20 protein-coding genes are annotated in these 21,482 nt (G+C 73.7%); 12 read left to right on the top strand and 8 right to left on the bottom strand.

Annotation, left to right across the window (positions count from 1 at the left end; genetic code table 11):
• Positions 1-76 precede the first annotated feature (76 nt).
• From OG994_RS03510 to OG994_RS03500, 3 genes are read left to right on the top strand one after another with little or no spacing between them, the layout of a single operon-like run.
• Positions 77-889: a carbohydrate ABC transporter permease gene (locus OG994_RS03510; protein ID WP_240032749.1), complete on the top strand. Its 813-nt coding sequence runs from the start codon at positions 77-79 to the stop codon at positions 887-889.
• A complete protein-coding gene (gene yicI, locus OG994_RS03505; RefSeq protein ID WP_328852161.1) occupies positions 886-3,117 on the top strand; it encodes an alpha-xylosidase in 2,232 nt (743 codons plus the stop codon). The genes OG994_RS03510 and yicI overlap by 4 nt, the downstream gene beginning before the upstream one ends.
• A complete protein-coding gene (locus tag OG994_RS03500) occupies positions 3,114-4,514 on the top strand; it encodes a GH1 family beta-glucosidase (RefSeq protein ID WP_328852160.1) in 1,401 nt (466 codons plus the stop codon). The genes yicI and OG994_RS03500 overlap by 4 nt, the downstream gene beginning before the upstream one ends.
• Before the next feature lie 303 nt (positions 4,515-4,817).
• Here OG994_RS03500 and OG994_RS03495 read toward each other — a convergent pair whose 3' ends face one another.
• Both OG994_RS03495 and OG994_RS03490 read right to left on the bottom strand, forming a co-directional pair.
• Positions 4,818-5,282, bottom strand: coding sequence for a DIP1984 family protein (locus OG994_RS03495; protein WP_328852159.1), 465 nt, complete (start codon positions 5,280-5,282; stop codon positions 4,818-4,820).
• Between the two features lie 71 nt (positions 5,283-5,353).
• Positions 5,354-6,589 carry an MFS transporter gene (locus OG994_RS03490; RefSeq protein WP_328852158.1) on the bottom strand — a complete coding sequence of 412 codons (1,236 nt, stop codon included), beginning with the start codon at positions 6,587-6,589 and terminating at the stop codon, positions 5,354-5,356.
• A 283-nt stretch (positions 6,590-6,872) separates the two neighbouring features.
• Here OG994_RS03490 and OG994_RS03485 point away from each other — a divergent pair, with 283 nt between their 5' ends.
• Positions 6,873-7,421 carry a YciI family protein gene (locus OG994_RS03485; RefSeq protein ID WP_120326632.1) on the top strand — a complete coding sequence of 183 codons (549 nt, stop codon included), beginning with the start codon at positions 6,873-6,875 and terminating at the stop codon, positions 7,419-7,421.
• Between the two features lie 154 nt (positions 7,422-7,575).
• Here the strand turns inward: OG994_RS03485 and OG994_RS03480 are convergent, their stop codons facing one another.
• On the bottom strand, positions 7,576-8,625 hold the full coding sequence (locus tag OG994_RS03480) for a phosphotransferase (protein WP_328852157.1): 1,050 nt from the start codon (positions 8,623-8,625) through the stop codon (positions 7,576-7,578).
• Positions 8,626-8,634: 9 nt separating this feature from the next.
• Positions 8,635-9,624, bottom strand: coding sequence for a helix-turn-helix transcriptional regulator (locus OG994_RS03475; protein WP_120326634.1), 990 nt, complete (start codon positions 9,622-9,624; stop codon positions 8,635-8,637).
• Between the two features lie 61 nt (positions 9,625-9,685).
• Here OG994_RS03475 and OG994_RS03470 point away from each other — a divergent pair, with 61 nt between their 5' ends.
• Together OG994_RS03470 and OG994_RS03465 are read left to right on the top strand one after the other, a co-directional pair.
• A complete protein-coding gene (locus OG994_RS03470) occupies positions 9,686-10,258 on the top strand; it encodes a DinB family protein (protein ID WP_120326635.1) in 573 nt (190 codons plus the stop codon).
• 1 nt (position 10,259) lies between these two features.
• Positions 10,260-10,697, top strand: coding sequence for a VOC family protein (locus OG994_RS03465; protein ID WP_120326636.1), 438 nt, complete (start codon positions 10,260-10,262; stop codon positions 10,695-10,697).
• 32 nt (positions 10,698-10,729) lie between these two features.
• Here the strand turns inward: OG994_RS03465 and OG994_RS03460 are convergent, their stop codons facing one another.
• A complete protein-coding gene (locus tag OG994_RS03460; RefSeq protein ID WP_328852156.1) occupies positions 10,730-11,977 on the bottom strand; it encodes an FAD-binding oxidoreductase in 1,248 nt (415 codons plus the stop codon).
• An 80-nt stretch (positions 11,978-12,057) separates the two neighbouring features.
• On the opposite strand from OG994_RS03460, the gene OG994_RS03455 reads away from it, so the two are divergent.
• Positions 12,058-12,417: an STAS domain-containing protein gene (locus OG994_RS03455; protein WP_120326638.1), complete on the top strand. Its 360-nt coding sequence runs from the start codon at positions 12,058-12,060 to the stop codon at positions 12,415-12,417.
• Here OG994_RS03455 and OG994_RS03450 read toward each other — a convergent pair.
• The gene (locus OG994_RS03450) at positions 12,331-13,308 is read right to left on the bottom strand and encodes a sigma-70 family RNA polymerase sigma factor (RefSeq protein ID WP_120326714.1); all 978 of its coding nucleotides are present in this window, start codon (positions 13,306-13,308) and stop codon (positions 12,331-12,333) included. The genes OG994_RS03455 and OG994_RS03450 overlap by 87 nt on opposite strands.
• A gap of 115 nt (positions 13,309-13,423) precedes the next feature.
• Here OG994_RS03450 and OG994_RS03445 point away from each other — a divergent pair, with 115 nt between their 5' ends.
• Positions 13,424-14,245, top strand: a complete 822-nt coding sequence (locus OG994_RS03445; RefSeq protein WP_120326639.1) for an alpha/beta fold hydrolase — start codon at positions 13,424-13,426, stop codon at positions 14,243-14,245.
• A 122-nt stretch (positions 14,246-14,367) separates the two neighbouring features.
• Here the strand turns inward: OG994_RS03445 and OG994_RS03440 are convergent, their stop codons facing one another.
• Positions 14,368-14,961, bottom strand: a complete 594-nt coding sequence (locus OG994_RS03440; RefSeq protein ID WP_120326640.1) for a nucleotidyltransferase family protein — start codon at positions 14,959-14,961, stop codon at positions 14,368-14,370.
• 323 nt (positions 14,962-15,284) lie between these two features.
• Between OG994_RS03440 and OG994_RS03435 the strand changes: the two genes are divergently transcribed.
• Positions 15,285-16,235 (top strand): NADP-dependent oxidoreductase, encoded by a 951-nt coding sequence (locus tag OG994_RS03435; RefSeq protein ID WP_328852155.1) that lies wholly within the window; start codon positions 15,285-15,287, stop codon positions 16,233-16,235.
• Positions 16,236-16,282: 47 nt separating this feature from the next.
• On the opposite strand, the gene OG994_RS03430 is transcribed toward OG994_RS03435, so the two are convergent.
• Positions 16,283-17,956 carry a bifunctional 3'-5' exonuclease/DNA polymerase gene (locus OG994_RS03430; protein WP_407942560.1) on the bottom strand — a complete coding sequence of 558 codons (1,674 nt, stop codon included), beginning with the start codon at positions 17,954-17,956 and terminating at the stop codon, positions 16,283-16,285.
• Positions 17,957-18,143: 187 nt separating this feature from the next.
• On the opposite strand from OG994_RS03430, the gene OG994_RS03425 reads away from it, so the two are divergent.
• Genes OG994_RS03425 through OG994_RS03415 form a run of 3 tightly spaced genes read left to right on the top strand, consistent with a single transcriptional unit; the run spans position 18,144 to position 21,470 of the window.
• The gene (locus OG994_RS03425) at positions 18,144-19,070 is read left to right on the top strand and encodes a polyphosphate polymerase domain-containing protein (protein ID WP_120326642.1); all 927 of its coding nucleotides are present in this window, start codon (positions 18,144-18,146) and stop codon (positions 19,068-19,070) included.
• 4 nt (positions 19,071-19,074) lie between these two features.
• Positions 19,075-19,752, top strand: coding sequence for a DUF4956 domain-containing protein (locus OG994_RS03420; protein ID WP_328852154.1), 678 nt, complete (start codon positions 19,075-19,077; stop codon positions 19,750-19,752).
• Complete coding sequence (locus OG994_RS03415) at positions 19,752-21,470, top strand: CotH kinase family protein (RefSeq protein WP_328852153.1); 1,719 nt, start codon at positions 19,752-19,754, stop codon at positions 21,468-21,470. The genes OG994_RS03420 and OG994_RS03415 overlap by 1 nt, the downstream gene beginning before the upstream one ends.
• The last annotated feature ends 12 nt before the right edge of the window (positions 21,471-21,482 follow it).

The following is a 21,482-nucleotide window of genomic DNA, read 5'->3' as shown; positions in this document are numbered from 1 at the left end:
CATGGCCGTCACGCTCACTCCGGCCGGCAGCACGGCGCGCCGGCCACGGCCGGCCCGCGACCGCCACCACCGCGGCGTGAGCCGCTGGGTCGTCCTCGCCCTGGTCACCCTCGGCGCGCTCGTCATGCTCGTGCCGTTCGCGTTCATGCTGCTCAACGCGTTCAAGTCACCCGGGGACTACTCGACGGGCGGGCCGCTGAGCTGGCCGTCGGAGTTCTACACGAAGGGCCTGCGGACGTACTGGAGCGAGGTCGACTTCCCGCTGAAGCTCTGGAACTCGACGCTCATCGCCGGCTCCGTCGCCGTGCTCGGCGTCGTCGTGTCGCTGCTCAACGCGTACGCCCTGGGCATCGGCCGGGTCCGCGGCCGGCTCTGGATCGTCGGGCTCTTCCTGCTGGCGAACATGCTGCCGCAGGAGGCGCTCATCTACCCGCTCTACGACGCCGCCAAGCAGGTCGGCCTCTACAACACGCGCCTCGCGGTGATCATCATCTTCACCGTCATCCAGAGCGCGTTCGGCACCTACCTGCTCGCGTCGGTGCTCAGCACGTTCCCGCGTTCGCTGCTGGAGGCGGCGGCGCTGGACGGCGCGAGCCGGTGGACGGTCCTGTGGCGGGTCGTCTTCCCGAACCTGCGGCCCACCCTCGCGGTGCTGCTCATCTTCTTCTTCATCTGGACCTGGAACGAGTTCCTCATCCCGCTGGTCATGCTGATCGACAACAGCACGCAGACCATTCCGGTCGCGCTGGCGTCGCTGCAGGGCGACCGGCTGATGGACGCCCCCACCACGAACGCGGGCTCGCTCATCAGCCTCGTCCCGGCCATCCTCTTCTTCCTCATCTTCCAGCGCACCCTCGCGCGCGGCATCACGGCAGGAGCCGAGAAGTGAAGTTCACCGACGGGTACTGGCAACTGCGACCGGGGGTCACCGTGCTGCGCCCCGGCACGGTCGAGTCGGTCGAGCCGGACGAGCGCGGTCTCACCGTCCACGCCCCCACGGGCCGGCTCACCGGTCGGGGCGACACCCTCAACCGCCCGGTCGTCACGGTGCGCTTCTTCTCCCCCGCCGACGGCGTCGTCGGCGTCACGATCGCCCACCACCTCGGCGGGGTGCGCAAGGGCCCCACGTTCGACCTGGCCACCTCCGACGACCACCCCGTCACCGTCGACGTCACCGGCCTCAGCGCCTCACTGACCAGCGGCGAACTGACCGCCCGGGTCTCGCTGATCGACGGGTGGCGGGTGGACTTCCTGCACGGCGACCGGGTCCTCACCTCGTCCACCGAACGCAGCATCGGAGTCGTCACCGACGCCGACGGCCGGGCGTACGTGCACGAACGGCTGGCGCTCGGCGTCGGCGAGACGGTCTACGGCCTGGGCGAGCGGTTCGGCGCGTTCGTGAAGAACGGCCAGACCGTCGACATCTGGAACGCCGACGGCGGCACCGCCAGCGAGCAGGCCTACAAGAACGTGCCGTTCTACCTGAGCAACCGGGGCTACGGCGTGTTCGTCGACCACCCGGAGCACGTCTCGTTCGAGGTGGGCTCCGAGGTGGTGTCGCAGACCCAGTTCAGCGTCGAGGGGCAGACGCTCACCTACTACCTCGTCGACGGGCCCACCCCGAAGGACGTGCTGCGCCGCTACACGGCGCTGACCGGCCGGCCCGCCCGCGTGCCGGCCTGGTCGTACGGGCTCTGGCTGTCGACGTCGTTCACCACCTCGTACGACGAGAAGACGGTCACCGAGTTCATCGACGGGATGGCCGAGCGGGACCTGCCGCTGTCGGTGTTCCACTTCGACTGCTTCTGGATGCGGCAGTTCCACTGGGTCGACTTCGTGTGGGACCCGGCGACCTTCCCCGACCCGGAGGGGATGCTGCGACGCCTGCACGAGCGCGGCCTCAAGGTGTGCGTCTGGATCAACCCGTACGTCGCCCAGCGGTCGTACCTGTTCGAGGAGGGCCGCCGCCACGGCTACCTGGTGCGCAGGCCCGACGGGTCGGTCTGGCAGTGGGACAAGTGGCAGGCCGGCATGGCGCTCGTGGACTTCACCAACCCGGACGCCGTCGCCTGGTACACGGGCAAGCTCAAGGCGCTGCTGGACATGGGCGTCGACTGCTTCAAGACCGACTTCGGCGAGCGCATCCCCACCGACGTGGTCTGGCACGACGGCTCGGACCCGCAGCGGATGCACAACTACTACGCCCACCTCTACAACCGGGCCGTCTTCGAACTGCTGGAGGCCGAACGCGGCACGGGCGAGGCCGTGGTCTTCGCGCGGTCGGCCACCGCCGGCGGCCAGCAGTTCCCCGTGCACTGGGGCGGCGACTGCGAGTCGACGTTCAGCGCGATGGCGGAGTCGCTGCGCGGAGGACTGTCGCTGGCCGCCTCCGGCTTCGGCTACTGGAGCCACGACATCGGCGGCTTCGAGGGCACCCCGGACCCGGCCGTGTTCAAGCGGTGGATCGCCTTCGGGCTGCTCTCGTCGCACTCCCGGCTGCACGGCTCCGGCTCCTACCGGGTGCCGTGGGCGTTCGACGACGAAGCTGTCGACGTGCTGCGCCACTTCACCCGGCTCAAGCTGCGCCTCATGCCGTACCTCGCCGCGGTCGCCGAGGAGGCGCACCGCGACGGCGTGCCGATGATGCGTCCCATGCTGCTGGAGTTTCCGGACGACCCGGCCACGGCGTACCTGGACCGGCAGTACATGCTCGGCCCCGACGTGCTGGTGGCGCCCGTGATGAGCGCCGACGGCGAGGTGACCTTCTACGTGCCGGCCGGCACCTGGACCCACCTGGTGACCGGCGCGCAGCTCACCGGACCGGCCTGGGTGACCGAGAAGCACGAGTTCGACAGCCTGCCGGTGCTGGCCCGCCCCGGCGCGGTCATCCCGTTCGGCGACCGCGACGACCGGCCCGACTACGAGTGGGCCGACGGTGTGCGGCTGCGGCTGTACGCGCCGGCGGAGGGCCAGCGCACCCGGGTCCGCGTACCGTCGCCGGGGGACGGGCCGGGCGCCGAGTTCGAGGTGCGGTTCGACGGCGGCGCGGCCAGCGCCGAGCTGGTGTCGGGAGTGTCGGCGGGACACCGCTGCGAGGTCCAGGGGGTACGACAGTGACCGAACACGTCTTTCCGGAGAGCTTCGTCTGGGGCTCGGCCACGGCCGCCTACCAGATCGAGGGCGCGGCCACCGAGGACGGCCGGGGACCGTCCATCTGGGACACCTACAGCCACACACCCGGCCGGACGCTCAACGGCGACACCGGTGACGTGGCCGCCGACCACTACCACCGCTGGCAGGAGGACCTCGGGCACGTCGCGGCCCTGGGCCTCGGCGCGTACCGGTTCTCGATCTCCTGGCCGCGGGTGCAGCCGGGCGGCTCCGGGCCGTTCAACCGGGCCGGCCTCGACTTCTACTCCCGTCTCGTGGACGGCCTGCTGGAACGCGGCGTACGGCCGGTGGCCACCCTGTACCACTGGGACCTGCCGCAGGAGCGGGAGGACGCCGGCGGCTGGCCGTCGCGGGACACGGCGCTGCGCTTCCAGGAGTACGCCGCCGGCGTCGTCGAGGCGCTCGGCGACCGCGTGCACACGTGGACCACGCTCAACGAGCCGTGGTGCTCGGCGTACCTCGGCTACGCCTCCGGCGTGCACGCGCCGGGGCGTACCGAACCGGCCGCCGCGCTGGCCGCCGTCCACCACCTGAACCTCGCCCACGGCCTGGCCGGCCGCGTGGTGCGGGAGCTGGCGCCGGCCGCCGAGCTGTCGGTGACGCTGAACCTGCACGTCGTCCGGGCCGCGTCCGACTCGGCCGCCGACCGGGATGCGGTGCGGCGGATCGACGCGCTGGCGAATCGCGCGTTCCTGGGCCCGATGCTCGACGGCGCCTACCCCGCCGACCTGCTCGCCGACACCGCGGCCGTCACCGACTGGTCGTTCGTCCGCGACGGGGACGAGAAGCTCATCGCGGTGCCGCTGGACGTGCTCGGCGTCAACTACTACTCCAGCACCCTGGTCCGCGCCTGGGACGGGGTGTCCCCCCGCTCGGACGCGGACGGGCACGGGAAGTCCGACGCCAGCCCCTGGGTCGCGGCCGAGGACGTCGACTTCCTGCCGCAGCCCGGCCCGCACACCGCCATGGGCTGGAACATCGACCCCGAGGCGTTCACCGAGCTGCTGCTGCGCCTGCACCGCGAGTACCCGGCCCAGCCGCTGATGATCACCGAGAACGGCGCCGCCTTCGACGACGTGGTCTCGGCCGACGGGACGATCCAGGACGACCGCCGCGTCGACTACCTGCGCCGGCACGTCGCCGCGGTGGCCGAGGCCCGGGCGCGGGGGGCCGACGTGCGCGGTTACTTCGTCTGGTCTCTGCTGGACAACTTCGAGTGGGGCTACGGCTACGACCGCCGGTTCGGCATCATCCGGGTCGACTACGACACGCAGGTGCGCACGTGGAAGCAGAGCGCGCACTGGTACAGGCGGCTCGCCGCCACCGGCCGCCTCGACGCCTGACCGCCGGCGCCGGCGCTCGGTCTTCGCCGAGCGCCGGCGCCGGAGGCCGTCCGCCGAGCTTCGAAGCCCGTTCGATGTGGGTGCGGAGGTCCCCTGTCCCGCCCTCGCCGTCGTGGATCTGCGCCCGGTCGTGTGCCGTGCCCTGTGCGCCGTCACCTGTGTGCCGTGCTGGGCGTGCGTCGTGTGTCGGGGAGTCGAACCCCTGCGCCTGCCCCCGGCGCGCCAGGAGTGAGCCGGACTTCACCCGCCGGCTCTCGGGTTCGCGCACGCCTCCACGTCGGTTACCTGCTCCGCACCCTGCCCTCAGTCCAGCAGGTCGACCTCCCAGTTCGTCCGCTGGATGAGAGTGTCCACCTCTCGGAGCTGCCGGGCGAGGTCGTCGGCCTGCCGGCGCAGCTCGGCCACCGGCAGCGCCGGGATCATCTTCAACTCGGAACGCAGCTGTCGGAAGCCGCGCTGACCCTCACCCGCGGCGGCGTCCGCGGCGGACGTGACCAGGGCGTGCCGCAGGCGCAGGACGTCGCGCCGGGCGAGCGCGTCGGTGAGGCTCCTACCGTCGACCGAGGTGGCGGCGTTGGTCCGGTTGATCCGCCGGATCAGCTCCTCCAACTCACCGAGCACCTCCCCCGCCTCGGCGAGCAGGGATGCCGGGTCCTCGGCCGGGGCCTCACCTTCCTGGTAACGCGCGCTGGCGACGACGCGGGTACGGAGTTGCGCGACACGACGCGCCGCATCCGCGCGCAGCGCAAGAGCCTCAGCAAGCTTCACGCCGACCAGTATGCGTACGAAAATGAGTGACCGCCTCCCGTTTGTCGGGCCGTCGTCGACCGACAGCGCCGTCAGGCGGCGGCCGCCCGCAACGGACGCCACGCGAGGACGGTGACCGCCGCCATCACCACGGCGGCGCCCCAGAACGGAGTGGTGATCGCCCAGGCGCCGGCGACCAGACCGCCGAGCAGCGCGCCCAGCGCCGCACCGCCGAGGTCCAGCAGCCCGAAGACGCTGCCGACCCGGCCGCGCAGACCTTCGGGCACCACCCGCTGCCGCACGGACGCGACGGTGACGCCCCAGACCATGCCGTGGACGCTGAACACCACCAGCACGGCGGCGGCCACCCAGGGCGTCGTGGTGATCGCGAGCGCCACGTGCGTCACGGCCTCGATGGCCAGGCCGGCACGGAGGACGGCGACGGCACCGAGCGCTCGGGTGAGCCGGGCGGCGACCGTCGTACCGACCAGGCCACCGACCGCGAACGCCGTCAGCAGGAAGCCGTAGCCGACGTCGGACAGCCCCAGGCGCTGCCGGCAGTACAGGACGAACACCGCGAACGCGGCGCCGAACGCCACGTTCCCGGCGCCCATGCTGACGGCGAGGGTCCGCAGTAACCGGTGGCGCCACAGCCACCGCACACCGGCGACGATCTCGGCGCGCAGCGAGGCCCGCGGCTGAGGCGCCCGGGCAGAGCCGGCCGGCCCCATGCCCGGTTGCTCCCCGGCGACCGGCCGGATGCCCGCCACCAGGGCCGCCGCCACGGCGAAGGTGAACGCGTCGAACCCGAACGGCGCGGCGGCGGAGACGACGAACAGCCAGGCGCCGAGCGGCTTGGCCACGAACTGGTTGCCGATGGTGAAGGCCGCGTAGAGCCGGGCGTTGGCGTGGGGCAGGTGCTCGGGGGCGACCACCGACGGGAGAAGGGCGCCGGTGGCGGTGTCCGCGAGGGTCTCGCCGACACCGAGGACGAACAGCACCGCGTAGATGACGACGAGGCCGACGGTCCCGGTCGCGACGCCGGCGGCCAGTCCGGCCAGGGCGACGGCGCGTACCAGGTTGACCGTCACGACCAGCCGGCGCCGGTCGAGCCGGTCGACGTACGCACCGCTGACCAGGGCGAACAGCAGCCAGGGCAGCTGCTGGGCGACGACCGCGCCGGCGATGTGCGCGGGGTCGTCGCTGACGGAGGCGACCAGCAGCGGTGCGGCGGCCAGCGTGACGCCGTCGCCGACGTTCGACACCGCCGCGGCGGTCCAGAGTCTGGTGAAGTCCGCGCCCAGACGCGCGGATGCAAGGGCACGCAAGAGAGCTCCTCGAGCCGGGAAGAGGGGGAACGGTCGTCGTGGGACCGCTCCGCGCGGCGAGGAGCACCACTGGGCCGGCGGTCGGCGCCGGCGGACGATCAGTGGGCGGTGCGCACTCGCGGCGGAGCGGGGACCGTGACCATGTCGAGGCGCATCTCAGCTCCCAACTGTCGATCAACGTTGCGGGCAGGATAGCCGGGCCGCCCCCGGACCTCGACCGATTACGGCCGGGCGCGTGCGACCCGGTACGCATCGGCCGCCGTCACCGGCCGAGACTGGGGGCGTGGAGTTCCTGTGCTACCACCGCGACCGTCCCGGCTCGGCGGCGTTGCGGGACGAGTTGGTCGAGGAGCACTGGTCCTACATGGACCGGTACGCGGCGGGGATGATCGCCCGCGGGCCGACCCTGGCCGACGACGGCACGGCCACCGGCAGTCTGCACATCCTCGACCTGCCCGATCCGGCCGCCGCCCGCGCGTTCGCCTTCGACGAGCCCAACCACCAGGCCGGCGTGTACCGCGACGTGCTGCTGCGCCGGTGGCGCAACGCACTCGGACGCACGATGTGGGACTTCCCCGGTGGCCGGGACGGCGGCAACCGGTACCTGGTGCTGGGCCTCGGCGCCGGGCCGGCCGCCGACCTCGCCGTCCCGCCCCACCGGGACGAGCTGATCGCGTACGGGCCGCTGCTGTCCGACGACGGCGCCACCTGGCTCGGTACGGCGGCGCTGGTCCGGGCCGCGGACCCGGAGGCGGCCCGCGCCGTCCTGACCGCCGACCGGTACGCCGACGTCGAGGTGCACACCTGGCGGTTCGGCGGGCGACCGTCCTGACCCGCGGCGTCACCGGTCACGAGTCCGGCGGTCGCGTGTCGCGCCGGTCGATGCCGTCGGCGACCGCCCGGACGGCGGTGACCGCGTCGGCGGCGGCGTGCGCCCGCCATCGTGGGGCCTCCACCGACCTGAGGGTCGACCCGCGCCGGTCGGCTCAGGCGAGCGCCTCGGCGGCCCAGTCCACGAGCAGCTCCAGCACCGGGCGGCGGCCCGCCATGATCTCGGCCTCGTCGCGCCGGTCGTACGTCTGCCCGGTCGGCCCGCCGAGCCGGGTGAGCATCAGCGGGGCCAGCCACACGTACTTGGCGGCGCCGGTGAGCCGCACCGCCCGGACGACCGTGGCCGCGTCGACCGACCCGCGCAGCCCGGCCCGGTAGCCGTCGAGCACGACCTGCGCGACCTCGTCGAGCAGCGCCACGTCGACGAGCCCGTCGAGGAACGTGTCCAGCACCAGGTTGGCCGCGTCCTCGCCGACCGGGCCGGGACCGACGCCGGACCAGTCGAGCAGCACGGGCCCGGCAGCGGTGAACACGAGGTTCATCGGCCAGCAGTCGTGGTGGCACAGGGTCCGGGGCAGCGCGTCGGTGGCGGCCACGACCTCGTGCCGGCGTTCCCACAGCTCGCGCAGCCCGGCCCGCAGCGAATGCGGCCAGGCGGCCACCGCGACCGGATGGTCCCACGGCACCGGGCCGGGCACCGGCCGGCTGAGCGTGTAGTCGCGCAACCAGTCGCGGGCCAGCCACTCCGGCGTCCGCGATCCGGCCGGCCAGTTCCAGGTCGACGGGCCGCCGAGCCACCGGGCGTGGCCGGCGCCGAGGTGGTGCGCCACGTCGCCGAGGTCGGCGGGTGTGCAGGCGATGCCGGGCCGCCCGGTCGCCTCGGCCAACCAGAGCGCCACCGTGCCGTCCGGCCGGTCGTCGACGGCCAGGGGCTCCGGGCCGGGCAGTCCGGCGTACGCCGTGGCGGCCAGGCCGCTGGCGTACGCCTCGACCTCCCGCCGCCAGTAGTTCCAGTGCCCCGGGTCCTCGCTGGCCGCCCAGTGGATCGGCCCGGGGCGACCGGGCGGGGCGAGCAGCTTGAGCACGGCGGGACGGCCGTCGCGGCGGGTACGCCAGATGCCGCCGGTCACCCCGTTGAGCGTGTTGTGGGTCAGCGTCTCGGCGGGCACACCGGCGGGCACCAGGTCGACCGGGGGGCGGGGCACCGGCCGAGCCTACTGGGTCGCCGCGGCGGGCGCGCCGACCTCGCCGGCGCCCGCCATGGCGGCGAGGCGGCGGGCGATCCGGGCGGCGGCCTCCCGCAGCTCCGGAGGCTCCAGCACCTGCGTCTCGAAGCCCAGCCGGGCCACGTGCATGGCGAGCCAGTCCAGGTCCTCCCCGCCGGTCACGAGCACGCACCACCCGTCGCGGTCGTCCTCGACGCGCCCCACCTGGGGCGGCACCAGCTCCCGCACCCGCTCGGGGCGGGCGTGCAGCCGCACCCGCGCGAGGTGCCGGTACGGCGCCTCGGTCACCGAACGCTGCACGTGGGCGACCGGGTCCGGATGCTCCCTCGGCCGGAAGCGCCACGTCGTCGCCGCCACCTCCCGCATCCGGTCCAGGCGGAAGGTGCGCCAGTCCCCACGGTCGACGTCCCAGGCCATCAGGTACCAGCGGCGGCCGGTGGTGACCATCCGCACCGGCTCGACCGTGCGCTCGCCCTCCCCGCCGTGGCGCCCCGCGTACCGGAACCGGACGCGCACGGCGTCGCGGCAGGCCCGTGCCAGCGTCACGAGCAGCTCCGCGTCGATCTCGACGGCGGGCCCGACGAGGGTGTCGGTGGCGCCGTGCACCGCCCGCACCTCGGCCCGCAGCCGGGTCGGCATCACCTGGTCGAGCTTTGCGAGCGCCCGCAGCGCCGCCTCGCCAGCGCCCGCCACCGTGCCACCCGTCGCCAGCCGCAGCGAGACCGCCGTGGCGATCGCCTCCTCGTCGTCGAGGAGCAGCGGCGGCAGTCGGGTGCCCGCGCCGAGCTGGTAACCGCCGCCGACGCCCGCCGTCGCGTGCACGGGGTAGCCGAGTGCGCGCAGCCGCTCCACGTCGCGGCGCACCGAACGGTCGGTGACCCCCAGCTCGGCGGCCAGCTCGGCGGCGGTCCAGGACGGCCGACGCTGCAGCAGCGCCAGCATCCGCAGCACCCGCTCGGTGGTCGCCTCGACGGTCACGACCCCATCGTTCCACAGAACGCGGAACGATCCTGTCCGCGATAGGGGGCAGGCTGGACCCATGACCGACCAGGACTGGAACCGGCTGCTTCGGGAGCAGGTCGCGTGGCACTGGACCCACCAGCTGCGCGACCGTCTCGACGGCCTCACCGACGACGAGTACTTCTGGGAGCCCGTGCCCGGGTGCTGGAGCGTACGCCCGCGCGGCGCCGGCACCGCCCCGGTGCGGGCCGGATCCGGGGCCATGACCATCGACTTCGCGATGCCGGAGCCCGAACCGCGACCGTTCACGACGATCGCCTGGCGGCTCGGGCACGTGATCGTCGGCGTGCTGGCCGTGCGCAACGCCGCACACTTCGGCCGCGCGCCCACCGACTACGAGTCGTTCGCGTACGCCCCCACGGCGGCCGCGGCCCTCGCGCAACTCGACGCGGAGTACGCCACCTGGCAGGCCGGGGTCGAGTCCCTCGGTGAGTCCGACCTCGCCCGCCCGTGCGGGGCGGCGGAGGGCCCGTACGCCGAGTGGCCTCTCGCGGCGCTGGTGCTGCACATCAACCGGGAGCTGATCCACCATCTGGCCGAGGTGTGTCTGCTCCGCGACCTCTACCTGCACACCCGACAGGAGGCGAGCTGACATGGCCCGCGACGTCCAGATCACGTTCGACTGCGCCGACCCCGCCCGTCTCGCGGCCTTCTGGGCCGAGGCCCTCGGCTACCGGCTCCAGGACCCGCCCCCGGGTTTCGAGTCGTGGGACCAGGCGCTGGAGGCGATGGGTGTGCCGCCGGAGAGGCGCAACGACGCCTCGGCGCTGATCGACCCCGAGGGCTCGCGGCCCCGGCTGTTCTTCCAGCGCGTACCCGAGCGCAAGCAGACCAAGAACCGTGTGCACCTCGACGTGCGCGCCGCTCCCGGGCTCCGGGGCGACGCGCGGATGGCGGCCCTGGAGGCGGAGGCCGAGCGCCTCGTGTCCCACGGCGCCACCCGGCTGCGGCGGCACGAGCCCGCTCCCCCGCTCGACGCCGGGCACATCGTCCTCGCCGACCCGGAGGGCAACGAGTTCTGCCTCGACTGAGGGGCCGTCCGCGGCCGGGGTCCGTGCCACCTCTAGGCGGTGGCCGAGACCCCGGCCGGCGGGACGGCGAGGCCCGCGCCGAAGAGGTTCTCCGGGTCGTGGGCCGCCTTGATCCGACGCAGCGCCGCCCAGTTCTCCGCGGTGAACGCCGACGCGGTCCGGGACGGGTCGTGCAGGAAGTTGAGGAACGTGCTGCCGATGCCGCTGCGACCGAGCGCCGCCGCGGTCCGCGCCGACGCGACCGTGTCGAGGATGATCGACAGCGGGGCGTCCCGGTGGGCGGCGACGCCGGTGTCGCGGGCGATGCGACCACCCCAGTGGCGGATCTCGACGGTGGCGTCCGGCTCGGCCACGAGGGCCGCCACGAGGTCGTCGTCGAGCGTGCGGACCTGGTCGAACGTACGGGCGAAGGTGCCGCCCATCGCGGCCTGCGCGTAGTCGACGACCCGCATGCCGTCCTCGACGACCGGGCCCGCCACCGTCCGCAGCGGCTCCAGCAGGGCGCGACCGCGGTCGGCGTCGCCGGCGTACATGGCCTTGACCACGAGCGAGCCGTCGCGGGTCAGCAGCACCGCGGTGCTGAGCGAGTCGGGCACCTGCTCGACCCACCGCCGGTAGAAGGAGATCGTCTCGGCGGCCCGCTCGCGGCCGAAGGTGACGGCGCCCGCGTACACCGGCGCCACCGGGTAGAGGCGGAACTCCAGCGCCGTGACGACGCCGAACGATCCGCCGCCCCCGCACAGCGCCCAGAACAGGTCGGGGTTCCGGTCGGCGCTCGCCGTCACGAGCCCGCCGTCGGCGGTGACGACCTGGGCGCGCAGCACACTGTCGGCGGCGAGGCCGTGCCGGCGGGCCAGCCAGCCCAGGCCGCCACCGAGCGTGTAGCCGGTGACGCCGACGTCCGGTGAGGAGCCGGACAGCGCGGCGAGCCCGAAGGGCGCGGCGGCCCGGAGCACGTCACCCCACCGGGCGCCGGGGCCGACCCGGGCGATCCGGCGGTCCGGGTCGACGAGCACCGACGACATCGCGCCGGTGTGCACCAGCAGCGCGCCGTCGTGCGCCACGTGGGTGCCGTGGCCGGTGGCCTGGACGGCGAACGGCAGCGCGTGACGGCGGGCGGCCCGCACCGCCCGGCGTACGTCGGCCGCGCCGGCGGCCCGGACCACGGCGGCGGGACGCGGGTCGAGGGCGGGGTTGAGTGGCTTGCGGTGGTCGTCGTAGCCGGTGTCTCCGGGCAGGAATACGGGGCCGTCGGTACGCAGGGTCTGTCGAATCGTCATGCCCGTCAGACCCGCGGCCCGTGCCGAACTCATCGGTGCCGGGTGCGATGAGTTTCCCGGGGGCGGACGGTCCTACGGGAATGGTGACCTCCCCGATCCCCTTCGCCGTGGGCGCGACGGTGACCCGCGCGGACATTCCCGTCCTGTGCGCCGATCTCGCCGAGCTGCTGCGGGGCCGCGCCCCGGGCGTCGTCGCCTGCGAGGTGGGCGCCGTCGACCGGCCCGACGTGGTAACGGTCGAGGCGCTCGCCCGGCTGCGCCTCACCGCGCGACGACACGGCTGGCGGCTGGTCGTCCGCGACGCGGGGCCCGGTCTGCTGCGGCTCGTCGAGCTGCTCGGGCTGACCGACGCGTTAGGCCAGTCGGGCCGGCAGCCCGAACAGCGGGAACAGGCGCTCGGTGTCGAGGAAGTTGGTGACCTCGGCGATCCGCCCGGCTGACACCTGCAGGACGATCAGCGCCCACGGGTCGTGGCCCGAGCCGGTGAGGCTGGGCCGGTACTGGCCGAACGCCGGCAGGCCGTTGGCCACCACCGGCACCAGCCGGGACCCTCGGCACCCGCTGCCCGTGCCGGACATCCACGCGCGGATGTCGTCGTGCCCGCGCAGCCACAGCGGCACCGGCGGCATGGACAGGACGACGTCCTCGTGCAGGAGCGTCGCGAGCGCGTCGAGGTCGTACGCCTCGAAGGCCCGCACGTACCGGGCGAGCAGCGCCTTCTGCTCCTCGTCCATCGGCTTGTACACGTCGGCGGCGGTGTCGACGGCCGCGAGCGTGGTGCGGGCCCGCTGCAGGGCGCTGTTGACGCTCGCCACCGACGTGTCGAGCAGGTCGGCGACCTCCTGCGCCGACCAGGCCAGCACCTCACGCAGGATCAGCACGGCCCGCTGCCGCGGCGGCAGGTGCTGCAGCGCCGCGACGAACGCCAGGCGGACCGACTCCCGGGCGGCGATCACGTCGGCCGGGTCGCTGCTCTCGGGCAGCACCCGGCTGTCCGGTGCCGGACCCACCCAGATCTCGTCGGGACGCGGCTCGCCCGGATCCGCGGCCCGGCCGGACCCGGCCGGGCCGAGATCCATCGGCATGACCCGCCGCTGGGCGCTGGAGAGCATGGTGAGGCACACGTTCGTCGCGATCCGGTAGAGCCACGACCGCAGGGCCGACCGGCCCTCGAACCGGTCGAAGCCGCGCCAGGCCCGCACGAACGTGTCCTGTACGGCGTCCTCGGCCTCGAAGACCGACCCGAGCATGCGGTAGCAGTAGCCGGTCAGCTCCGACCGGTACGCCTCGAGCTGCTCCTCGATGGGAGCGCTGGTCGCCACGTCACTCACGCCGACCACCGTAGTCGAGGGGGCGGACAAAAATTCGTCGACGACAGCGATGAGTTTGCGAGGTCCGGTTGGTCAGTACCGGTGTCACCACGGACGACGACATGAGGAGCACACCATGACCGCCACGGACATCGTCTTCGGCTCGGGCCAGTACGCCGACGTCAACGGCATCAACCTGTACTACGAGACGCACGGCACGGGACACCCGCTGGTCCTGCTGCACGGCGGCCTCGCCTCGGGCGAGATGTTCGCGCCGATCCTGCCCACCCTGGCCGACCACCACCAGGTCATCCTCGTCGACCTGCAGGGGCACGGCCGCACCGCCGACATCGACCGGCCGCTCGACGTCACGCTGATGGCCGAGGACATCGCCGCCCTCATCGACCACCTGGGGCTGGAGAAGCCGGATCTCGTCGGTTACTCCCTCGGCGGCGGCGTGGCCCTCCAGGTGGCGCTGAAGTACCCGCACAAGGTGCGTCGCCTCGTCACCGCGTCCGCGCACATCCGCCGCGACGCCATCCACGCCGAGATCCTGGCGCAGCAGGGCCAGGTCGGCGCGGCGGCGGCGGAGTTCATGAAGGACACCCCGATGTACGAGCTGTACCAGCGGGTGGCGCCGCGTCCCGAGGACTTCCCCCGCCTGCTCGACAAGATCGGCGCGGCGATGGCGAAGGACTACGACTACACCGAGGAGGTGCGCGGGCTGCAGGTGCCGACGCTGGTCGTCGCGGCCGACGCCGACATGGCCCCGCCGCGCCACTACGTCGAGGTCTTCGCGCTGCTCGACGGCGGGCTGCGCGACGGCGGCTGGGGCGGCGAGAACCGGCCGAAGGGCGGCCACGCGCTGGCCATCCTGCCGGGGCTCACGCACTACGACATCGCGGACTCCCCGCTGTTCGCGGCGACCACGCTCGCCTTCCTCGACAAGCAGGACTGACGTCCGCACGTACGCCCGGCGGCCCGGACCGGCCGCCGGGCGTACGCCTATTTGCGGGGGGACGGCCGCTCCGGCGGGACGGCCGCTCCGGCGCCGGCGGGGCGCGGGTCTTCGGCGCGTGCTCAGACGCCGACGCGCTGGGGCGGGACGGTCAGGCCGTACAGCGCCATGAGTTCGGGGGTGTCGACCCGGCTGCCGTCGGCGACCGAGTCGCAGGCGATGTCGACGATCTGGTCCTTGTGCGCCAGCAGGTAGGGCCGGGCACCGACGTCGGCCCTGGCCAGGGTGGCGATGCCGGCCCAGTGCCGCCGGCCGAAGAGCATAGGGTAGCCGCGCAGCCCGTCGTAGGTGGCGCAGACCAGCACGTCCGGGTACGGCAGGGCGGCGACCCGCCGGACAGCGGTGGCGGTGAGCCCCGGCATGTCCACGGGTACGACCACCACCGCCTCGATGGTCTCGTCGTCGATCGCCGCCAGGCCGGCGCGGATGGACGACCCCACGCCGGTCCCCCACGCCCGGTTGACCACCACGGTGGCCCCGGACAGGTCGGCCGTCTCGCGTACCTGGTCGGCCGCGGCACCCAGCACCACCACGATCTGCCCGCAGCCCGCCTCGGTCATCGTGTCGATCATCCGGTTGACCAGGGGCCGCTCCCCCTGGTGCAACAGCGCCTCGGGGCCGCCGATGCGACGTCCCCCGCCCGCGGCGATGATCATTCCTGCGATCCGCTTCAGCTGCGCCCCCTCCACCGTGGAGCGGGCCGCGGCCCGAGGGCGCGACCCGCTCCGTCGTACGGACATCGGGAGCAACGAGGACGAGTCGAGACGGGTAGCGGGGCGAAAGGGAAAAAGAGTGCAACTGTTATGCATCGCTTCATCCCCGGGAGCCCGCCCTCGTCGATCATGAGGTTGGCGACGGATTCGATCTCCGGCGGCCCCGCAGACCTCATGATCATCGGGGTAGCGGGGGCCAGCGCGGGAATACGCGCGCACCGGTCGGCACCGGCAGACCGTACGGGTCGGGAAGGAGCAACACCCGGATGAGCACGATGCACGCCGTGAGGGCACACCGCAGGGGCGGCCCGGAACAGCTCGTGTACGAGGAGGCGCCGAGGCCCGAGCCCGGGCCGGGCGAGGTGCTGGTGGCCGTGAAGGCGGCATCCATGACACCGCACGAGCTCACCTGGGGGGCGACCTGGACGGACAGCTTCGACGGGTCAGGGTCCGAGCGCACGCCGATCGTCCCGTCGCACGAGTTCTCCGGAGTCGTCGCCGCGACCGGCGAGGGGGTGCGCAGCCCCGCCGAGGGGGAGGCCGTCTACGGGTTGATCCCCTTCACCCGCGACGGCGCGGCCGCCGAGTACGTCACCGTGCCCGCGGCCGTCGTGGCGGCCAAACCGGTCACCGTCGACCACGACCACGCCGCGGCACTCCCCCTGTCCGCGCTGACCGCCTGGCAGGCCCTGGTGACCCACGCCGGCCTCCAGGCCGGCCAGCACGTGCTCGTGCAGGGCGGCGCCGGCGGCGTGGGGATGTACGCGGTGCAGCTCGCGACCGCCCTCGGCGCCCGGGTGAGCGCCACGGCCGCCGCCAGCGACCTGGACTTCGTCCGTGACCTGGGCGCCGAGCAGGTGATCGACTACGCGCACGACCGGTTCGAGGACCACGTCCGCGACGTGGACGTGGTCGTCGACACCGTCGGCGGGGACACGCAGTCGCGGTCCTGGTCGGTGCTGCGGCCGGGCGGCGTCCTCGTCACCACCGCCACTCCGCCGGACGAGCAGGAGGCGGCCCGGTACGGCGTACGCGGGGTGTTCTTCGTCGTCGAGCCCGACGGGGACGCGTTGCGGTCCATCGCCGAACTCGTCGACGACGGACGACTGCGGGCCGTGCTGGACCGCGTCCTGCCGCTGCGCGAGACCCGCGCCGGCTACGAGGCCCTGGAGACGGCCAAACGCCGCGGCAAGATCGTCGTGCACGTCGCCGACTGACGGGCCGCCCGTCGGTCGCGGGCCGGTCCGGCGGAACCAGGTGCCCCTCAGGCGTCGGCGTAGCAGTCGACGATCGACAGGTCCAGCGGGAAGCGCACCGGGGTGTCGCCGAACAGCAGGGCGGTCGCCCGCTCGCCGCAGCGGCTCACCGCCGCGGCCACCTCCGCCGCCTGCGCGGCCGGCGCGTGGACGATCACCTCGTCGTGCTGGAAGAAGACGAGTTCGGCGTCCGTGCCGGCCAGCTCGCCGCGCAACGTGGCGAGCAGCGTGGACGCCCACTCCGCGGCGGTGGCCTGGATGACGAAGTTGCGGGTGAAGCGGCCCCGGGCCGCGCGGGCCCGCGTGCTTCCCGGGTCGCCCGCCCCGTCCGGGTCCGGCGCCCCGTCGCCCGGATCCGCGAACCCGACCGAGCTCGGTGGGCAGGTGCGCCCCAACCAGGAGCGGACCAGCCCGCCGGCCTCGCCGGTGCGGGCCGCCGCCTCCACGTAGCCGAACGCCGTCGGGTAGCTGCGCTTGAGCACCGCCAGCGCCGGCACGGCGGCCCCGCCCGTCTGGCCGTACATGGCGCCGAGCAACGCCACCTTGGCGCGGGCCCGGTCGCCGCCGAAGGCGTCCTGGGCCAGCGCCGCGTAGAGGTCGCCGGCACCGCCGGCCGCCGCGAGCCGGGCGTCGCCGGAGACCGCCGCGAGCACCCGGGGCTCCAGCTGGCCGGCGTCGGCGACGACGAGACGCCAGCCCGGGTCGGCCACGACGGCCCGCCGGATCACCTTGGGAATCTGCAACGCCCCGCCGCCCCGGGTCGCCCACCGCCCGGAGACCACCCCGCCGGGGACGTACTCGGGCTGGAAGCGGCCGTCACGCACCCACTGCTCGCGCCACGCCCAGCCGTGCGCCGTCCAGATCCGGTAGAGCTCCTTGTACTCCAGCACGAGCGGCACGGCCGGATGATCCACCCCGCGCAGCACCCAGGCCCGGGTGTTGGGCAGCTCCACCCCGGCCCGGGCGAACGCGCGCAGCAGCTCGGCCGGGGAGTCGGCGTGCAGCTGGCGTACGCCGAACGCGTCGGCGATCCGGGCGGCCAGCTCGGCCAGGCGGCGGGGCGGCCCGCCCACCGGAGACGGCTCGCCGAGCAGCTCGGCGAGGATCGCGTCGTGCACGTCGGCCCGCCAGGGCAGCCCGGCGGCGCCCATCTCGACGGCGATGAGCGCGCCGGCCGACTCGGCGGCGACCAGCAGCCGGAAGCGGCCGGGATGCGCGGTGGCGGTGATCCGGGCGAGCTGGTCGGCGTACACCCGGACCAGGGCGTCGATGCCGGGGCCCGGCGGCCCGGCCGGGGTGTCGAACAGCGCGCCCTGGCCGAGGCCCGGAGGCGCCGCCGGTCGCGGCGGCGGGTCGGGGGGCACCGGCGCTCCGGTCAGCCGAGCCCAGGCGGCGGCGAGCGACCGCGGCTCACCCCACCGCCCGGCGTGGCCGAGGAGCAGCGCCTCGGTCAGCTCCACGTCGTGGCAGCGGTCGACCCGGACGCCGGCGCGCAGCAGCGCCGGGTAGACGGCCGCCCCGGAGGCCCAGACCCAGCGGGGGCGCTCGGCGCTCTCACGCGCGGCCACGGCGGCGGCGAGGTCGGCCACGGGCTCCGGCGGGCCGACGACACGGCCGGACGCGTCGAGCGGCTGGAGCACCCCACCGCCGCCGACCTCGTCCGCCACCACCGCCACCAGCACGAACGCGATTCTGCCTCGCCCGACCGACACTCCTGGACGCGCGCCGCCCGCGCGCCGCGTCCGGCCGCCGGCGGCGCACGCCGTGTGCCTCTGTTCACCGCTGGTTCATCCGCAATCCAAAGCTGATCCATAGCCACGCCTGCTTGCATTCGCTGGTCCCTGTCCCCCACAGATTGGCCAGCACCTGATGCGCACGTGGCTCCACCGGGCCCTGTCCCGCGACCCCGATCAGGAGGTGTCACCGGACCCGGCGCCGCCCGCCGGACGGGAGCCGGACCCGGACCGCGCTCACGACCGGGCCGGGCACGCGTTGCGCGCGCCCAGCCGGTTGCACGCCTTCAACCGGTACGAGATCAAGTACCTGGTGCCGACCGGTGACGTGGCCGCGCTGCGGCAGCGGCTCGCCGCCCGCATGGACCGCGACAGCCACGGCGGCGGCACCGGGTACGGCGTGTGGAGCGTCTACTACGACACCGACCAGCTCCGCTTCTACTGGGAGAAGATCGAGGGCCTGCGGTTCCGCCGCAAGCTGCGCGTCCGCCACTACGGGGACCGGTCGACGGTCACCGACGACAGCACGGTCCACGTCGAGATCAAGCAGCGGGTCAACCGGGTCACCCAGAAACGCCGGGTCGCCCTGCCGTACCGGCTGGCCCGCGACCTGTGCGACGGGCGGCGGATGGTCGACCACGCCCCGGGCGAGCGGGCGTTCCTCGACGAGGTCCTCGAACTGGTCTGCGGTCTGGACCTGCGACCGGTCGCGATGACCGGCTACCAGCGCGAGGCGTTCGTCGGCCGGGACTCCGACGTCGGGTTGCGGGTGACGCTCGACCACCGGGTCCGTGGCCGCGACCGTGACTTCCACCTCGGCGCCGACGCCGAGAACCGGCTCATCGTCCCGGCGACGTTCTCGGTGCTGGAGATCAAGGCCAATGAGCGGGTGCCGTACTGGCTGACCGACCTGGCCGCGCGCGCGAACCTGTCCGTCGTCCGGATGTCCAAGTACTGCCAGAGCATCGAGGCGTTCGGCCGCGCGCCCCGCTCGATCTTCCACGTCACCGACGAACCGGCCGCCGACGCGGCCGTCCCCCCGTACGCGAGAAGTGAGGCCTGAGATCATGCCGTTCGAATTGCAGGACCTGTCCGGCACGTTCAGCGTCGGTGACATCGTCCTGGCCCTGGGGCTGTCCTTCGTGTTGAGCGCCGTGATCGGCTGGGTCTACCGGTTCACGCACCGCAACGTCTCGTACAGCCAGTCGTACGTGCAGACGCTGGTGATCCTCGGCATGCTCATCTCGCTGATCATGCTGGTGGTGGGCTCGAACATCGCGCGGGCGTTCGCCCTGGTCGGCGCGCTGTCGGTGGTGCGGTTCCGCAACGCCATCAAGGAGACCCGGGACGTCGGATTCATCTTCCTCGTGATGGGCGTCGGCATGGCCTGCGGCACCCGCTTCTACACGCTGGCCGTGGTCGCGGCGGTCGCGATCAGCCTGGTCGTCGTGCTCATGTACCGGTTCAACTGGTTCGCCTCACACGTCCAACGGCAGGTCGTCAAGGTGCAGGTGCCGCCGACCGGCAACCACACCGAGTCCATCCAGGACGTGCTGATCCGCCACACCAGCGAGTTCGAGCTGGTCAGCATGGAGACGATCCGGGGCGGGGCGCTCACCGAGATCATGTACACGGTGCGGTTGAAGAAGGGCACCGAGCCCGGCGAGTTGATCAACGCGTTGGCCGAGCGGACGGGCGGCCAGCGGGTGACCGTGCTGACCGGCTACGACCAGACGGACCTGTGATGCGGCTGAGGCACCGGATCCCGGTCCGGGTCCGGCACTACTGGAGGTTCCTGGCCGGCTGCCTCGCGTTCCTGCTCGTGCTCACCGTCGCCGTCAGCACGGTGCGGATCCGGCCCTACGTGACCAGCGGCAGCGACACCGGCGGTGACCAGGTCACCCAGGACGTCGCCGGCACGGTGGACCTGTTCGACGAGACGGTGGCGCACCGCATCGAACTGGTCTTCCGCGAGGCCGACTACCAACGGATGCTGGACGCCTTCTACGACGAGGGCGAGAAGGAGTACATCGAGGCCGACCTGGTGATCGACGGGACCGCCGTCCCCAGCGTCGGGATCCGGCTCAAGGGGAACTCGACGCTGCGCAGCCTGACCCGCGACGGCCAGAGCCGGCCGGGCGCCGGCGGGCCGGGCGGCCAGGCTGGGCCGGGCGGCCGGCGTGCGCCGGAGGGCCGGGCGGAGCCGGGCGGCCAGGGCGCGCCGGACGCTCAGGATGGACCGGCTGGTCAGAACGGACCGGCTGGTCAGGGCGCACCGGCTGGCGGGGTCGGCGCACCGGCTGGCGGGGTCGGCGTCCCGGGCGGCTTCGGCCGGTCGTCGCTCAAGGCGGAGGAGCCCGAGACGCTGCCCTGGCTGATCCGCTTCGACGAGTACGTCGACGGCCGCCGCTACCAGGGGCACCGGGAGATCGCCGTGCGGGTGGCCGGCATGGGCGCCGGCTCCACCGTTCTCAACGAGGCGCTCGCCCTCGACCTGCTGGCCGGCGCCGGTGAGGTGGCGCAGGAGTACGCGTACACCAGCTTCACCGTCAACGACCGGCCGACCACCGCACGGCTGGTCGTGGAGCACCCCGACGCGCACTTCGCCGAGGACTTCGACGGTCCCGGGGTGCTGTACAAGTCGCTGGCCACCGGCCAGTTCACCGACCAGGGTGACGACCCGACCGCCTACGCCGACGACTTCGCGCAGGTCACCATGAAGGGCAGCCAGGACCTGCAACCGGTCATCGACCTGATCAGGTGGGTCGGCACCGCGAGCGACGCCGAGTTCGACGAACACCTCGCCGACCGGCTCGACGTGGCGTCCTTCGCCCGGTACGTGGCCTGGCAGAACCTCATGCTGAACTTCGACGACATGTCCGGTCCCGGCCGCAACTACTACCTCTGGTACGACCTCGGCACGAAGAGGTTCACGGTGATCGGCTGGGACTACAACCTCGCCTTCAGCGGCGACGCCGCCCAAGGCCCGCTCGATCAGGGCCGGCTCGGCGGCGGTGGCTTCCGGGGCGGCGGCACGCAGGGCCCCGCCGGCGCCGGCACGAACGGCGGTGAGCAGGCCGCCGAGCCGCCGGCCGACACCACGCCGCCCGGCGGGGACGCCGGTCGCGACGGCGGCCCGGGAGGTGCCGGGCCGGGAGGTGCCGGGCCGGCCGGCGACCGTCCGCAGGGGGCCGGTCCGCAGGGGGCCGGGCACGCGCTCAAGGAACGCTTCCTCGCCAGCGAGACGTTCCGGCAGGTGTACGAGGACGCCTACCGCGGCCTCTACCAGGAGGTCTACGGGAACGGCACGGCGCTGGCCACCGTGGACGCGATCGGCGCGGTCCTGGCCACCGTCGACGGGTACGACGCGGCGACGGCCACCAGCGACGCCGAGCGTCTGCGCACCCTGATCCGGCAGCGCACCGAGAGCCTCGCCTCCGACGAGGTGGTCACCCGGAGCTGACCGTGCGAGGCC

This window comes from Micromonospora globbae (assembly GCF_036184225.1).
Lineage (GTDB): Bacteria > Actinomycetota > Actinomycetes > Mycobacteriales > Micromonosporaceae > Micromonospora > Micromonospora globbae.
This window is presented reverse-complemented; position numbering and strand designations above follow the sequence as displayed.

Excerpts from the sequence above, each read along its gene's own strand:
- OG994_RS03425 (WP_120326642.1), top strand. The coding sequence starts at position 18,144 with ATGCGCACGTGGCTCCACCGGGCCCTGTCCCGCGACCCCGATCAGGAG.
- OG994_RS03465 (WP_120326636.1), top strand. The coding sequence starts at position 10,260 with ATGGCCCGCGACGTCCAGATCACGTTCGACTGCGCCGACCCCGCCCGT.
- OG994_RS03445 (WP_120326639.1), top strand. The coding sequence starts at position 13,424 with ATGACCGCCACGGACATCGTCTTCGGCTCGGGCCAGTACGCCGACGTC.
- OG994_RS03435 (WP_328852155.1), top strand. The coding sequence starts at position 15,285 with ATGAGCACGATGCACGCCGTGAGGGCACACCGCAGGGGCGGCCCGGAA.
- OG994_RS03460 (WP_328852156.1), bottom strand. The coding sequence starts at position 11,977 with ATGACGATTCGACAGACCCTGCGTACCGACGGCCCCGTATTCCTGCCC.
- OG994_RS03440 (WP_120326640.1), bottom strand. The coding sequence starts at position 14,961 with ATGATCATCGCCGCGGGCGGGGGACGTCGCATCGGCGGCCCCGAGGCG.
- OG994_RS03420 (WP_328852154.1), top strand. The coding sequence starts at position 19,075 with ATGCCGTTCGAATTGCAGGACCTGTCCGGCACGTTCAGCGTCGGTGAC.
- OG994_RS03470 (WP_120326635.1), top strand. The coding sequence starts at position 9,686 with ATGACCGACCAGGACTGGAACCGGCTGCTTCGGGAGCAGGTCGCGTGG.
- OG994_RS03455 (WP_120326638.1), top strand. The coding sequence starts at position 12,058 with ATGGTGACCTCCCCGATCCCCTTCGCCGTGGGCGCGACGGTGACCCGC.
- OG994_RS03415 (WP_328852153.1), top strand. The coding sequence starts at position 19,752 with ATGCGGCTGAGGCACCGGATCCCGGTCCGGGTCCGGCACTACTGGAGG.